Source organism: Maribellus sp. YY47 (assembly GCF_023111095.1).
GTDB lineage: Bacteria > Bacteroidota > Bacteroidia > Bacteroidales > Prolixibacteraceae > Draconibacterium.
The window spans coordinates 134,037-148,760 of sequence record NZ_JALGYW010000005.1 but is presented as its reverse complement, the minus strand read 5'-3'; the positions used below and the strand labels follow the sequence as shown (position 1 = coordinate 148,760).

General features: G+C 43.4%; 8 protein-coding genes. 6 read left to right on the top strand and 2 right to left on the bottom strand.

The features are described from left to right. Positions 1–9 precede the first annotated feature (9 nt). The 6 genes from MR764_RS05740 to MR764_RS05715 all read left to right on the top strand — a co-directional run bounded on the left by MR764_RS05740 (position 10) and on the right by MR764_RS05715 (position 12,341). Positions 10–2,625, top strand: coding sequence for a glycoside hydrolase family 2 TIM barrel-domain containing protein (locus MR764_RS05740; RefSeq protein ID WP_247978447.1), 2,616 nt, complete (start codon positions 10–12; stop codon positions 2,623–2,625). A gap of 22 nt (positions 2,626–2,647) precedes the next feature. Beyond that, positions 2,648–3,940 (top strand): amylo-alpha-1,6-glucosidase, encoded by a 1,293-nt coding sequence (locus MR764_RS05735; protein WP_247978446.1) that lies wholly within the window; start codon positions 2,648–2,650, stop codon positions 3,938–3,940. A 14-nt stretch (positions 3,941–3,954) separates the two neighbouring features. Continuing rightward, a complete protein-coding gene (locus MR764_RS05730) occupies positions 3,955–6,324 on the top strand; it encodes a GH92 family glycosyl hydrolase (RefSeq protein WP_247978445.1) in 2,370 nt (789 codons plus the stop codon). 12 nt (positions 6,325–6,336) lie between these two features. Beyond that, on the top strand, positions 6,337–8,103 hold the full coding sequence (locus MR764_RS05725; protein ID WP_247978444.1) for a class I mannose-6-phosphate isomerase: 1,767 nt from the start codon (positions 6,337–6,339) through the stop codon (positions 8,101–8,103). After that, positions 8,100–11,222: a GH92 family glycosyl hydrolase gene (locus tag MR764_RS05720; RefSeq protein WP_247978443.1), complete on the top strand. Its 3,123-nt coding sequence runs from the start codon at positions 8,100–8,102 to the stop codon at positions 11,220–11,222. The genes MR764_RS05725 and MR764_RS05720 overlap by 4 nt, the downstream gene beginning before the upstream one ends. A 69-nt stretch (positions 11,223–11,291) precedes the next feature. Further along, the gene (locus tag MR764_RS05715) at positions 11,292–12,341 is read left to right on the top strand and encodes an alpha-L-fucosidase (RefSeq protein WP_247978442.1); all 1,050 of its coding nucleotides are present in this window, start codon (positions 11,292–11,294) and stop codon (positions 12,339–12,341) included. Positions 12,342–12,575: 234 nt separating this feature from the next. Here the strand turns inward: MR764_RS05715 and MR764_RS05710 are convergent, their stop codons facing one another. Further along, positions 12,576–13,487 (bottom strand): sugar phosphate isomerase/epimerase family protein, encoded by a 912-nt coding sequence (locus MR764_RS05710; RefSeq protein ID WP_247978441.1) that lies wholly within the window; start codon positions 13,485–13,487, stop codon positions 12,576–12,578. Positions 13,488–13,551: 64 nt separating this feature from the next. Next, entirely contained in the window at positions 13,552–14,676 is a 1,125-nt protein-coding gene (locus MR764_RS05705; RefSeq protein ID WP_247978440.1) for a DUF5009 domain-containing protein, read from the bottom strand. Positions 14,677–14,724: the final 48 nt, after the last annotated feature.

Genomic DNA, 14,724 nt, shown 5'->3' with positions numbered 1-14,724 from the left:
GAAATAATTATGAAACCAAAACGATTTTTCACCCTGCTTTTACTTATAGGATTAGCTTTTAGTTCCTTCGCACAAAAAAGTGAAATCATTCTGAACTCGAATTGGAAGGCAAAAAGGGCCGGCGAAGTTACTGTGGACGGGACTATTATTTCTTCTTCAGACTTTAAGTTATTCGATTGGTTAGATGCAACTGTCCCGGGAACAGTTCTAACCACTTTGCTGAATAACAACAAAGTCCCCGACCCGTTTTTTGGAATGAACAACGAACTGATACCCGATATTTACGAGGTAGGCAGCGAATATTACACATTCTGGTTTTTAAATAATTTTGAATTGCCACCGCTGAAACCGGGGCAGCAGGTGTGGTTAAAATTCAGGGGAATCAACTATTCTGCAAACATCTTTTTAAACGGTAAACGGGTAAACACCGACACCCACCGGGGTATGTTCCTGCGTCAGAAATATTTAATAACACCCTTTCTGAATGAATCGGGAACGAACAGGCTCACGGTAATTGTTGAACCGCCAAATCCGGTGGGCGAAGCAAACGGTGGCCAGGGAGGTGACGGAACCATTGCGCGTTCAGTAACCCAGCAATACACGCCGGGTTGGGATTGGGTTTGCTCTGTTCCTGACCGAAACACCGGTATCTGGGATCAGGTTGCCCTTGAAATTACCGGCTCTGTTGATATCCGAAATCCCTTTGTAAGAAGCCGCGTTCCGGGGAAAAGACTCCCGGGTGAAAAACAGAAACCTGCGTTCCTAAATATTTCAACCGAATTATTTAATGCAAGCAATACAAAACAGGAAGGTGTTTTGATCGCACACATTGGCGACCAGAAATCGGAACAAAAAGTGAGTATTAATCCCGGAGAAATTACAGAAATAACCTTTCCTGAAATTAAGATAAACAGCCCAAAACTTTGGTGGCCCAACGGAATGGGAGAACAAAATCTTTACAATTTAAAGCTGGAATTTAAGCAAAACACCTCCATTTCCGATACCGAATCGACTGATTTTGGGGTTCGTGAAACCACCGACTATTTCGACAAAGAAGTTGGCGGACGAGTGTTCCTGGTTAACGGACAGAAAGTTTTTATAAAAGGCGGAAACTGGATTTCGTCCGATCTACTTTTGCGACACACACCCGAAAGATACGATGCAGAAGTTCGAATGCACGCTCAAATGAACATGAATATGATTCGCGTGTGGGGAGGTTCAATAACCGAACGCCCGGAGTTTTACAATGCTTGCGACAAATACGGCATTCTGGTATGGCAGGATTTGTGGATAACCGGCGATTGCAACGGTTGCTGGCTCGATCCCCGTAAAAAAGAATCGCAGGAAAGACGCCGCTCCTACCCCGACGATCATTCGCTGTTCATTGCCTCTATAATCGATCAGATAAAAATGCTCCGGAACCATCCCAGTTTATACTTATGGTGTGGTGGCAACGAATTCCCGCCTCCCGATAATATCAATGCAAAACTCGAAAACGAAGTCATGCCCGAATACGACGGAACAAGGTTTTACGTGAATTATTCCACTTCCGACAGTATTGAACGCAACACCATTGGTGGCGTTGGCGACGGACCTTACGGAATACAGGATCCCAAACGTTTTTTTGTTGTACAGTCGTTTCCGTTTAATCCTGAACTGGGTTCAGTTGGCGTTCCCAATGTGGAAACGATGCGTAAAATGATGGACGAAAAGGATTTAACACCGCCCCGTCGCGACAGAGGCAATCCAGTTTGGCAATACCACAAATACATCGGTTATGGCGATCATATTGAAAACTTTGGAGAAATAAAAGGAATTGACGATTTCTGTAAAAAAGCGCAGGTAGTAAATTACGAGCAATACCGAGCCTTGCAGGAAGGCTTTAACGCTGGCATGTGGGATAAATATACCGGAATGCTGGTATGGAAAAACCAAAATCCCTGGACTGCTTTGCGTGGCCAGTTCTACGACGTTTATCTCGATCAGAACGGAGGATTATACGGTTATCAGCACGGAGCCAAACCCTTGCACATTCAATTAAATCTTAACGATTCGGCTTTTTGCGTCGTGAATCAAACCGCTTACGACGCGGAGAGCCTAAAAGTGGGAGCCACTTACTTTAATCTGCACGGGCAACAGGTGCATCAAGAAGAATTTAATGCCTCTGTTGCTGCAAACTCATACCAAATTGAAGGAAAAGTAAACGCAGCCCGTAAACCCGAAGGACTTTGGTTTCTGCGATTGAAACTACTAGATAAGGAAGGAAAACGGGTAGATGAAAACCTTTACTGGCTTACCGGCTCTCAAGAAGATTTCAAGCAGTTGGAATCGCTAAAATCGGTTCAACTTCAGGGCAACACAACGGCTAAGTCTGCCGGAAAAATTGCGCTTTCCATTAAAAACACGGACAACGAAACGGCCTTTTTCACCCGAATTAAATGCACGAATAAAACTACAGGGGAAATGGTTTTACCTGTGTTTTACAGTGATAATTACATCACTCTCTTCCCTGAGGAAAGCACAGAAATTGAAATTGACCTCTCGCATGTCTGCACAGAAGAATTGCAAAACATTGAATTGCAACTTGAACCATGGAACGGAGAAATAACAAAAATGAAATTATAACGACACCATTAAAACTTCACCGATGCAAAAGATAATAGCATACACCAGTTTCTTTCTGGTTTTACTGGCTACATCCTGCCAGAATTCAACAAAAGTAAACAACGAACTTTTACAGCAAATTAGTCAAAACGAATACTTTGCTTTCACCAAAAACAAAGCGCTGGAAGTAATCAGTAGCGGTTTTAATGCCGGAGACGGGTACCGCGAAGTCTGGATCAGAGATTACAACACGTTTATCGAACTCTCGGCCGAAGTATTTCCCAAAGAAGAGTTAAAGGAAAACCTGCTTGTATTTTTCAGGATGCAGGGAGACGATGGAAATATTATTGACGGTTTCACGCCAAAAGAACAAGTTGATGTTGATTACGATTTTAGCTATTCGGAGCTGGAGCCCCGTTATGCTGCGCATAAAAATACGGTAGAAACCGATCAGGAAAGCTCACTGGTTCAGGCAGTTTACAAATACATAAATGTAACCGGCGATTCGACTATCTTAAGCGAAATGGTGGGAGACAAAACGGTTGCCAAACGGATAGAATGGGCCATGGACTTTTTAATGCAACACCGGTTTAATCCGAAATACGGACTAATAATCGGAGCTACCACTGCCGACTGGGGCGATGTTCAACCTGAACACGGCTGGGGAGTTGATTTAGACCAGAACACACATCCCGCAATCGATATTTATGATAACGCCATGTTTATTATCGCCCTGAACAATCTGATGGAAATGCATCCCGATTCAAAAGAAAAATGGTCTGAAATCAGGGACAACATTCAGGCAAATGCCCGTAAACACTTGTGGGACGAAGAACACCAAAAATTCATTCCGCACATTTATTTAGAAAAAGGGTCGCCTTTCCCCGATGATTTTGATGAAAACCAAATCTACTATTTTGGAGGAACCACTATTGCCATCGAAGCCGGATTATTAAGTAAAAACGAAATTAAAGCATCGCTTGATGAAATGGTAAACAGGGTAAAACAGGCCGGGGCTCCTTCCATCGGACTGACTCTTTATCCTCCTTATCCCGAAGGATTTTTTGTCAACAAAATTATGAATCCTGAATACAGCTATCAAAATGGTGGCGACTGGACATGGTTTGGTGGTCGCATGATTCAACAGCTGATCCAATATGGCTTTGTTGAAGAAGCTTACGAACAAATACAACCCATGGTAAAGCGCGTAAAAGACAACAATGGTTTTTACGAGTGGTACACGGTTGACAATAAACCCAAAGGTTCGGGGACTTTCCGAGGTTCGGCGGGAGTGCTTTACAAAGCGATTACCATGTTTGAATCACTTGATAAATAAAATACTTGATCTCAATGAAATATTTATTCCTGCTTGGCGGCGTTTTCCTTCTGACAGTTTTCACCGGGAAAACACAAACCCATTCATTCATCGATGAAGTTGATCCAAACATTGGTGCTGCACACTCCAGGTGGTTTTTTTACACCCCGGCTGCTGTTCCCTTCGGAATGGCAAAACCTGCAGCCTCAACAAACGGTCAATACGGAAATAAATCGGGATGGGAAGCTACCGGTTACGATCAGCGACACGAATCAATTGAAGGATTTGTCAATTTCCATGAGTTCCAGATTGGAGGAATTGCAGCAATGCCCACCACCGGAAAATTGATTACGACCGCCGGAAAACTGGAAGATCCGGATAATGGATACCGCTCCAGGTTTTCACATCAAAATGAACTTGCTCAGCCGGGTTATTATAAGGTAAAACTCGACGATTATGACATCACCGCAGAGCTTACCTCAACAAAACGTGTTGCATTTCATCGCTATACCTTCCCAAAATCAGATAACGCACATATTATTTTTGATATTGGAAACCGACAAGGAGAAAGCGGTGAAGTTTCGGATGCTTTTGTGCGAAAGGTTTCCGAGACTGAAATCGAAGGTTTTGTCATTACGCTTCCCGAATACGTTAAAAACTACCAACCCGGAGCAATGGTGAAAATGTATTTTGTTGCTGAATTCAATAAAGCACCCAAAAATTACGGGACATTTATTGGCAACGAACATTTCGAAAAGGAATGTGCAGATGACGGTCCGGGATGTGGAATGTATTTCGATTTTAACACTGCAGCCGATGAATCAATTACCGTAAAATTTGGCTTGTCGTATACCAGCATTGCCAACGCAAAACTAAATCTTGAATCAGAAGCAGCCAACCTCGATTTTGATTCGGCAAAAAAAAAGGCACAGGAATACTGGAACAAAATGTTGGGTAGGATTTCTGCTGAAGGAGGATCTGAATCTAACCGGATCAAGTTTTACACAGGCTTATACCATGCACTTTTAGGCCGCGGTTTGGCCAGCGATGTAAACGGCGCCTATATGAAAAATAACGGTACCATCGGACAGATCGAGTGCGACAAAAACGGGAAACCGCGCTACCACCATTACAATACCGACGCCGTTTGGGGAGCTTTCTGGAACCTCACTCAATTATGGGCCATTGCTTACCCCGATTACCTCAACGAATTTGTGAATTGCCAGCTTGATATTTACAAAGATTGCGGATGGCTGGCCGATGGCATCGCCACATCGAAGTTTGTATCGGGGGTGGGAACCAATTTTATGGGGCAGGTAGTGGCTTCTGCCTATAACCATGGCATCAGAAACTTTGATGTTGATGTGGCGTACCAGGCGGTTAAAAAAAATGAGTTGGGTTGGCAAAACCGACCTTATGGCGTTGGCAAGGCCGACACAAAAATTTTCACCGAGTTGGGGTATGTTCCTTATACCGATAACAAAGATTATTATTCAGGCTCGTCGGCCGAAGGTTCACAATTTTCAGTTTCGCATACCCTGGAGTACAGTTTTAGCGCTTATGCGGCAGCTCAAATTGCTAAAACGCTTAATAAAGCTGACGATTATAAGTTGTTTATGAATTTGTCAACCGGATGGGAAAAGTTATTTGATGATGAAACAGGGTTTATCCGCCCGAAAGATACTTCAGGTAAATTCCTTGAAAATTTCGATCCCTATCAGGCATGGAGAGGATACCAGGAAGGTAACGCCTTTCAATACACTTTTTATGTGCCTCATGACCCCAAAGGCATTATTGCCAAAATTGGGAAAGAAAAGTTTAACGACCGTTTAAACTCACTTTTTGAGACAGCAAAAAAAACAGGCTTCGGTGGAGGTAAAAACATTGACGCCTTTGCCGGATTGCAAAATGTATACAACCATGGCAACCAGCCCAGTTTGCATATTTCCTGGCTTTTCAATTATTCGGGAGCTCCCTGGCTAAGCCAAAAGTGGGTCCGCGAAATATGTGAAGATTTTTATGGCACCGAAGGTATTCACGGCTATGGTTACGGACAAGACGAAGATCAGGGCCAGTTGGGAGCATGGATCGTACTGGCAGGAATGGGGCTTTTTGACGTAAAAGGCGGTAGCGATGCAGAACCTTCATTACAACTGATCACTCCTTTTTTTGATAAGGTAACCATCCAACTTCAGCCGGATTATTATTCAAATAAAGAATTTGTAATTGAAGTAGATGGCAACCCATCAACCGACATTTACATTCAGTCAGCAACATTGAACGGGAAAAAATGGAATGCATTTGAAATTCCCTGGAAAACCTTTATTCAAGGTGGAAATTTGAAATTAAAAACAGTTTCAACTCCGAACAAAAATTGGGGCACAAAGGAAATTACTGAAAAATAGAACTACAACAATATGCAAAACGATTGGAGAAAATCGAGCCAGTTTTTAATGCCGGCTCAAAAAGGAGATGAAACGATTGGTCGATACGGTCTATACCCTACCCATTCGCTGGGAGAAGGAAAAATTCACCTGGGATTTGATAGCCTTGCAGACGAACTTGACAAATCAGATACGATTGTTTTAGACGGTTATCAGGGTGTCTTTTTCGAAAACATAAAAGAAAATCTTGAACAATATTTCAGTCAAAAAAATAGTACAGTTAATTGGATTGATGTATCATCTTATCTAAAACCGGAGGCTGAAATTGATGCCATGATTGCCCCTTTTCTGGGTGGCGACGACCCTATTTTTGGTTCACGAACCACCTTACAGCTGGCTGACTTTTTTCGTAGGGATGAGTTTAAAAAACATTCAAAAAATAATACCGCTGGTAAAACTATTTTTTATGGAGTTGGTGCTGCTCTTACAGGGATAGAAGGGACTTTGGTGTATGTCGATTTGCCCAAAAACGAACTGCAGTTTCGCGCCCGGGCCAAATCAATTGTGAACATTGGCACCAGCTCACCCGACGAAATAAAGCTCATGTATAAACGCTTTTATTTTGTCGACTGGGTTGTGCTGAACAAACACAAACAAGAGCTCCTTCCGAACATAGATATTCTAGTTGACGAACAGCGCAAAGACGACATAACATGGGTAAATGGCAACGATTTACGTAAAGGGCTGAATGAAATAAGTAAAACCATTTTCAGGGTGCGCCCGTGGTTTGAGCCCGGCGTATGGGGAGGACAGTGGTGTAAACAAACGATTGACGGACTGAACAAAGATGTTCCCAATTATGCGTGGTCGTTCGAATTAATCGTTCCCGAAAATGGGTTGATTTTCGAGAGTTCTGGCTTAATGGCAGAAGTTTCTTTCGACATGCTCATGTTTCAGGAAGCCGAAAATGTTCTGGGCGATGCTTTTCCCAGGTTTAAAACCGCATTCCCCATCCGTTTCGATTTTCTGGACACTTTCGACGGAGGAAACCTTTCGATTCAGTGTCACCCGACAGAAAGTTATACCAAACAGTTTTTCAATGAAGATTTCACACAGGAAGAAACCTATTATATTCTCGATGCCAAAGAAGATGCTGTGGTTTACCTCGGCTTTCAGGATGATATTCAACCCGGAAAATTTGAACGGGCTTTGGTGAAAAGCTACACCGAGAACGAGGCGATTGAGATCAGCCGGTTTGTACAAAAACTTCCGGCGAAAAAACACGATCTCTTTCTTATTCCGCCGGGGACTATTCACGGTTCCGGAAAAAATAACCTGGTACTTGAGATCAGTTCAACGCCGTATATTTTCACCTTTAAAATGTACGACTGGCTACGCCCCGATCTCGACGGAAAACCAAGGCCACTCAACATTCAACGAGGAATGGACAATCTCTGTTTTGGCCGAAAAGGAGACTACGTAACAGAGAAGCTCATTTCAAAACCGAGTTTGATAAAAGAAGGAGAAGGATGGCAGCTTTTTCATTTGCCTACCCACAAAAAGCAGTTGTACGATGTTCACCGCATTCACCTGCAAACAGAGGTCGAAATAAATACGGAGAACAAATGCCATGTACTTAGTCTGGTTGAAGGAACCAGCATACTGATAGAAACCAAGAATGGAGGAAAACACCGTTTCAACTACGCTGAAACCTTTGTAATTCCTTCGGCAGCGGGTTCCTATAAAATCATTAATGAATCGGGCATTGAAGCAATGATTATAAAAGCATTTGTAAAATGACACGCAATATTCTCGTTGTAACCATTTTGGTGTTGCTGCAGGCCTGCACAACCCGCACCAAAACCGTCTGGCAAATAGGTGAAAACAACAACAGCGGAGCTGAATTTGCCCTGGCTCCCGGCGAGTTTTCGCGTTTTATTGAAAAGGATTTTGGTTGGGAAGACAAATTTTTCCTCACCGGAACTTCTGATGCTAAAACCGACTGGCCCTACATTTTACCCGGCACCAGCGATACCTGGGGCGGAACATGGGGAACTTCGGGTTGGCGTTCCAGCACGTTGAACATCCTGTTTGGAATAGATAAATTGCCTGAAAAGGGAACCTGGAAACTTACCATTGACATCCTGGATTGTAACCCAAAGGACTTGCCCCTTTTCAAAGTAACGGTGAACGGGAAATCCTGGAAATACCGTATTCCGGTCATCAGCACTAACAGCAAAATCGATGAGGTTCCTGCTGACTCTTCGGAATATTTAATTGAAATTCCGATTGAAAATGATTGGATGCTTGCCGGTGGAAACGAAATTAACCTGACAACATTGGAAGGTTCGTGGTTAAAATTCGACCAGGTGAAACTGGAAGGCCCTGTAAATGTTCATTTAGCTGAAAACAAAGAAGTTTATCTGCGTAGCGTAAAAGCAGCAGATTACGAAATTGGAACAGAAAACGGTGACGCACAACCTTTGTTGGTTGATGTTGAACACCTTTCCGGGAAGCCGGAACTGATGGTGAAACTGGATGGTGAAAAGATATTCTCGGATACTGTAGAAAGCAATCGATATACCTTCGAGGCTCCAATGCCCGCAGTGGGGTCGGAAAAAGAAAGTGAGTACGAGATTTTTGTTGGCGATAAAAAGCTGCAATCCGGGAAAGTAGTTCGTCAGCCTCAAAAGCCAATTACCCCAGCCGGGTATGTCGATACGAAAATCGGTACTGCCCATTCGCGCTGGATGATTGCCCCCGGACCGTGGATGCCATTTAGTATGGTAAAACTAAGTCCTGATAATCAAAATCCAGGCTGGCAGGCGGGTTACGAACCAACTTTTGAGTCGATCGGTTGCTTTTCGCACATTCACGAATGGACGGTTGCGGGATTGGGAACTATGCCAACAAACGGACCGCTGCAAACTCAGGTTGGCGACGAGAAAGATGCTGACAGCGGCTACCGTTCGCGCATTGATAAATCCACCGAAGAAGCTCCTTTGGGCTACTACAAGGTTGAATTAAGCGACTATGGAATTACAGCCGAGCTCACATCGACAACCCGCTGTGGCTTTCAACGCTATACTTTTCCCAAAGACCGCGATAGCTCGCGTGTACTGCTCGATTTGGTTATTCCGGCCGAATACAGCTACAATTCGATAAAAGCCTACATTAAAAGAATCGGCGACAAAACAATAGAAGGATACAGCCATCAGCTTTCTCCAAACACCTGGAGCGGAGGCGTATCGCAGGAATACATTGTACATTTTGTGGCTGAATTTGACCAACCTATTACCGGCTTTAAGGTCTGGACAGAAAAAGGAATTCAGGAAACCGATGAATTTACGATTGAAAACGCCAAAGATGTTGGCGCCATTGTTGAATTCGACACACAACAAAACAATGTGGTGCAACTGCGCACAGGTATTTCGTATGTAAGCATTGAAAATGCACGTGAAAACCTGGAAACAGAAATTTCAAAACCTTTTGGGTGGAACTTCGATGCAGTTCGGAAAAATCATGTTGACACGTGGAATGATTTGATGAAACGCGTTAAAATTACGTCAAACGACAGGCGCGAAAAAATGCGTTTCTACAATAACCTTTACCGTTCGTTGTGCAGCCGCAATATTTTTAGCGATGTTAATGGCGAATGGCGCGATGCCGATGAGCAAATTAGACAGTTGAAAGATGCAACTTCACCTGCTTTGGGTTGTGATGCTTTTTGGAACACCTTCTGGAACCTGAACCAATTCTGGAATCTGGTAACACCGGAATGGAGTAACCGCTGGGTAAAATCGCAGCTGGCCATGTACGATGCAAACGGCTGGCTGGCCAAAGGCCCCGCCGGAATGGAATATGTACCTGTGATGGTGGCGGAGCACGAAATTTCGTTAATTGTGAGCACCTACCAGATGGGAATACGCGATTACGATGCAGAAAAGGCATTCGAGGCCGTGAAAAAAATGCAGACTACTCCCGGACGTATTGTTGGCGGTGGTTTTGCCGGAAACCGCGATTTGCAAGCTTACCTGAAATATAAATACGTACCATACGACCTGGGGCGTTTTTCCAACTCGCTGGAATATTCTTTTGACGACTGGACCGTTGCCCAATTGGCCAAAGCATTGGGCAAAGAAAAAGATTACCAAACCTTCATGAAAAGAGGTTATTACTGGAAGAACATTATTGATTCCGAAACCGGTTATGCCCGCATGAAAGATTCAAGAGGGCAATGGCTTGCAGACTTTGACCCTTATCAATCGGGAGCCAACCATCATTATGTGGAGGGAAATGCCTGGCAACTGACCTATTTTGTACCGCAGGATGTGCCTGCACTGGCCGAGGCCATTGGCAAAGACCGTTTTATTGAGCGTTTGGACTGGAGCTTTACCGAAAGTTACAAAACCCGCTTTAACGGACTGAACGACCAGTACTGGAATTATCCGGTAATGCAAGGCAATCAGCAATCCATGCATTTCGCATTTCTGTTTAACTGGGTGGGAGCTCCCTGGCTAACGCAAAAGTGGAGTCGTTCGATTATTGACCGTTATTATGGCTATGGTGTTGCCAATGCATATTTGGGTGACGAAGACCAGGGGCAAATGAGCGCCTGGTTTATGATGGCATCGTTAGGTTTGTTTCAAACCGACGGAGGTTGCCGTGCAGAACCCATTTATGAAATTGGCAGCCCACTTTTCAAAAAAGTGGAAATTAACCTGGGCAAACAATTTGGAAGAGGTCAAACCTTTATTATTGAAGCCCTCAACTCCTCGCGTTTGAATAAATACGTGCAGTCTGCTAAGCTGGATGGAAAACCGCTGAACGATTTCAAATTTCCGGCCAGTGAACTTTTAAAGGGTGGAAAACTGGAATTGAAAATGGGACCAAAACCCAATAAGAATTGGGGAATATAATTCAATTTTTGTAGCTTGTGGGCTGAAATACAACCTGTACCAATAGTATAAACCAATAAACAAAAACAAATGATTAAAAAGAGTTTTTTTTCATTCATCATTTTCGTACTCCTCAGTCAGCTGACTGTGATGGCACAAACCAATTATTTAAATGAATCTGCAGCCGATTACCAGTCAAGAATGAAATGGTTTAAAGATGCCCAATACGGCATGTTCATCCATTTTGGGCTCTACAGCCAGTTAGGCGGTGTTTGGGACGGAAAAGCGGTTGAAGGTTATGCCGAATGGATCCAATCGAAAGCGGATATTCCCGCACAGGAATATGCCGTACTGATTTCCACGTTCAACCCCAAAGATTTTGATGCTGATTTTATTGCAGAAACCGCCATGAAAGCGGGTATGAAATACATTGTGATCACCACAAAACACCACGAAGGATTTTGCCTTTGGGACAGCCAATACACCACCTTCGATGTAGCAAGCACTCGTTTTGCCGGACGCGATATTCTGGCTGAATTAAGCGCCGCATGCAAAAAATACGGCCTGAAATTCGGGACCTATTACAGCATTATCGACTGGCATCATCCTTCACAAGAACGCAACATCGACGAAAAAGATGGTTCACGCTGGGGAAACATCAGGATGAAGTCGGGTAGAAAGGCGGAATACATCACTTATATGAAAAACCAGGTGAAAGAACTAATTGATAATTACGACACTGACATATTGTGGTTTGACGGCGACTGGGTTTACTGGTGGGACATGGCATCGGGAGAAGACCTTTACCAGTACATCCGCGAATTGAAACCCGAGATACTGATCAACAACCGTGTTGCCAAACGCAGCATCTTCAAAAAAGATTTCGGGACGCCCGAACAGGAACATCCCGGGGAAGCGCTCGAACATGAATGGGAAGCTTGCTATACCCTAAACCATTCTTGGGGCTTCAAGGCCAACGACACCGACTGGAAAAATGCAGAAACGGTATACAATAAACTGAAAGACATCAACTCAAAAGGAGGTAATCTTTTGCTAAATATCGGTCCTGACGGAAATGGAAACGTCCCGGAAGAGTCGGTGAAAATACTTTTGGAAGTTGGAAAGATGCTGAACAAATAGTAACAAATAAAAAGCGGTGCATTTTGCACCGCTTTTACTGAAAGACAAACAACTAATGACCTCTCAAACTTTGTCTTAAATGTTTTCAATCAACCACTTAAGTTAGTATTGCTACTGCAAAGCTGTAGGTAAGCTTACGAACGAATTTGTTCGTTTGTTACGGGCTGATTCTATTTTAACACATTTTAACCGGCCTTTTTCTCAGGCAGCTTTATAATGTGAAGATTCATCGCATTACAGCGTGGCAAAAACTTTCTCCAGCAATTTTTTAGTGGCTATCACGCCTTCTTTTTCAGATAATTCTGATCCTTCATATTCGATGTCGATAAAGCCTTTGTAACCTGAATCATCCACAATTTTCATCAGGCGATAAAAATCCATTTCGGCCTCGTTTCCATCCTTGTCAAAAACATGTGACTTCGCACTAACTCCCTTTGCATAAGGCATTAAAAGCTCCATACCTTTGTAGCGGTCGTAGGATTCTCCGGTTTCACGATTGATAGTAAAATTCCCAAAGTCGGGCAAAGTTCCCACTCTTTTGTGATCCACCATTTTCATCACGCCCGATAACCACTCTCCGTTACTTGACAATCCTCCGTGATTTTCAACAATCACATCTATTTTTTGAGTATCTCCATATTCGCACAACATTCGTAATCCGTCCGCCGCCAGCTTTTGCTGCTCTTCGTAGGTTCCCTGGCTACCGGCATTCACCCGGATGGAATGGCAACCGAGAAACGCTGCAGCATCAATCCATTTCTTGTGATTTTCAACTGTTTTTTCACGTTCGGCTTTGTCGGGATGCCCAACCATTCCTTCACCGTCGCACATAATCAATACGTTGGCAACGCCTTCATTTTTGGCGATCTTCTTCAATTCTGCCAGATATTTCTCGTCTTTTGCCTTGTCTTTGAAAAACTGATTTACATACTCCACACCTTCCAGTTCCAGTTCCCTGGTAACTCTCGGAAAATCGAGATTTGTCATTTCGTTGGCAAACAAAGCCCTGTGAAACGACCATTCTGCCAACGACAACTTGTAACGCGAGTTTGCACCAAACCTACCCGCCATAGCAGGTGTAGCAACCACCGTTCCCGCAACAAATGCAGCGGAAGTACGGATAAAATTTCTTCTATTTGTCTGCATAATTATCCATTTTTTATTAAAAACTATTGGTGAACGAGCTTTACTTTTCAAACGTGAAAGCCTTTTATATTCTGAAAAATATTTTCTTTTTATACAAATAGTAGCAAAGCCCCCACTCCAATGCAAGTATTGCCAAAGAAGTAAAAAGCTCCATAACAAACTCCGAAGCGCTGAACCAGTTTAATACTCCGTGCGTAAAAATGCCAACAAAGCCGTTGAACCATTGGTGCCCAACAGTATTGAAAAACAAATAAATAAAGATCGGATTTATTCCGACAACCACAAACGGGAAGATCCAGTTACTATACTTTTTGATATCGATCAGCCAATAGCTAAAGGTAAGCAGCAGCAAAGCCCAGCCACCTGAAGCCAACACAAACGACGAGGTACTGATTCGTTTAATAATAGGAGTTACCGAGGTCCAGTCGAGAAGATACCCCGATACTAAAAACACCCCTCCAATTATGGCAAGCAGTTTTATTTTGTCGTTTCCTGTTTTCTTTGATTTTAATAGCTGCCCTGCAACCACACCCCAAATGGTATGTGCCGCTGTAGGAATACAGTTGATGGTAACCCAGCCACCACCGTTATTCAATTTTCCCATTAACAGCATGTCCACCCAGCTCCCAAAATTGTGATCTTTTACAAAAGGCTGGTTATAGCCCTCCAGCGGGAAAGTGCGGTAAAGAACCTCTGTTAACACCAGTAAGCCTATGGATACAGCGATTTGTGTTGTCCATTTATAGCGCATCAAAAAGTAGGCGATAAGAATCGTTACTGAAAGCTGTGAAAGTACATTCCACAACTCCCAAACCAGTTTCCGGCTATACACGCAATGCAAACCCACTCCCAAGGCCAGTAAAACCACCGAGCGCTGAACGATGTGTTTGGTGATTTGATTTTTTGAAGCCCCTTGTGTTATTCGCTTGTCATACGAAAATGGCATGGCCACCCCAACTATAAACATAAAAAAAGGTTGAATCAGGTCCCAGAAACGCAAACCGTTCCACTGGTGGTGATGAAATTGCTGAAAGAAAGGCTCTAAGAAAGTCCCGGCTATAGGTTCATGCACCAAAACCGACCACAACTCAGTACCTTCGGCAACCAGCAGAAACATGGTTAATCCGCGAAATAAATCAAGTGATAATAATCGCTCTGATTGGAAGGATGCAGTAGTTTTATTTCCCATTTTCAGGATTTAGTTGGTTCGGAAATAAAAATAGTAAATAAGAACTAC

Coding starts and splice junctions, on each gene's coding strand:
- MR764_RS05740 (WP_247978447.1), top strand. CDS start 10: ATGAAACCAAAACGATTTTTCACCCTGCTTTTACTTATAGGATTAGCT.
- MR764_RS05720 (WP_247978443.1), top strand. CDS start 8,100: ATGACACGCAATATTCTCGTTGTAACCATTTTGGTGTTGCTGCAGGCC.
- MR764_RS05710 (WP_247978441.1), bottom strand. CDS start 13,487: ATGCAGACAAATAGAAGAAATTTTATCCGTACTTCCGCTGCATTTGTT.
- MR764_RS05725 (WP_247978444.1), top strand. CDS start 6,337: ATGCAAAACGATTGGAGAAAATCGAGCCAGTTTTTAATGCCGGCTCAA.
- MR764_RS05705 (WP_247978440.1), bottom strand. CDS start 14,676: ATGGGAAATAAAACTACTGCATCCTTCCAATCAGAGCGATTATTATCA.
- MR764_RS05735 (WP_247978446.1), top strand. CDS start 2,648: ATGCAAAAGATAATAGCATACACCAGTTTCTTTCTGGTTTTACTGGCT.
- MR764_RS05730 (WP_247978445.1), top strand. CDS start 3,955: ATGAAATATTTATTCCTGCTTGGCGGCGTTTTCCTTCTGACAGTTTTC.
- MR764_RS05715 (WP_247978442.1), top strand. CDS start 11,292: ATGATTAAAAAGAGTTTTTTTTCATTCATCATTTTCGTACTCCTCAGT.